The sequence below is a fragment of the Bartonella sp. AA86SXKL genome (assembly GCF_042196885.1).
In genome coordinates this window covers 1-683 of record NZ_JBHIRE010000364.1, presented here as the reverse complement: position 1 = coordinate 683, position 683 = coordinate 1, and the positions used below count along the sequence as shown (strand labels likewise).

The 683-nt window shown below is 41.0% G+C and carries 1 protein-coding gene; it reads left to right on the top strand.

Features of this window, described 5'->3' with window-relative positions; all coding sequences use genetic code 11:
• Positions 1-437: lysozyme (locus tag ACFIO5_RS12035; protein WP_375705535.1), on the top strand; the 437-nt coding region annotated here is incomplete at its 5' end.
• Between the last annotated feature and the right edge of the window lie 246 nt (positions 438-683).

Here is a 683-nt window from a genome sequence, read left to right as displayed (position 1 = left end):
AGCAACCCTTAAATGATGAGCAGTTTGCTACTCTTGTGTCTTTTTGCTATAATGTCGGAATAGAAACTTTTTGTAATTCTACACTCTTAAAAAAACTTAATAAAGGGAAGTATGAAGCTGTGCCGGCTGAATTGCAAAAATGGACCAGAGCAGGAGGAAAACGCTTACAGGGACTCGTAAATCGCCGAGCTGCTGAAGCAGGTTTGTGGGTTAAGGGTGCTTATGTTTCTTCCAATTATCAACAAGTCGAAATACCTCAAAATTCTTTTTGGGGAAAGATAGAAGTTTTAGCGCCAATCATTGGTTCATTTTCAGGGTTAACAGGGATTTTAACGGGACAGGGACCTATACAATGGGCTTTAGCCGTGGTTATGGTTTTGGCTACAATCGCCGCTATTGGGATGTCTGTCTATCGGATGAAAGAAGAGTATTCATAACTTTTTTCTCTCGTGAGAGTTTTCTTGTCTTCTTTATGCTTGGTGCTGCGTTGAGCAGCTTTTTTATGGACGCTTTTTTACGCCCAATAACTTTGATCCAAGCCGTTTCAATTTTGCAAATTCGTGAGAAAATGATGGAGGAAACTTTTTCTCTTTCTGCTGCTGTCTTGCTCTTTATAAGGCTTGGCAGGGGCTAGACGAATGTGTTGCTCCCTGGCCTGAGTTGGATAACTCCTTAACCATTTA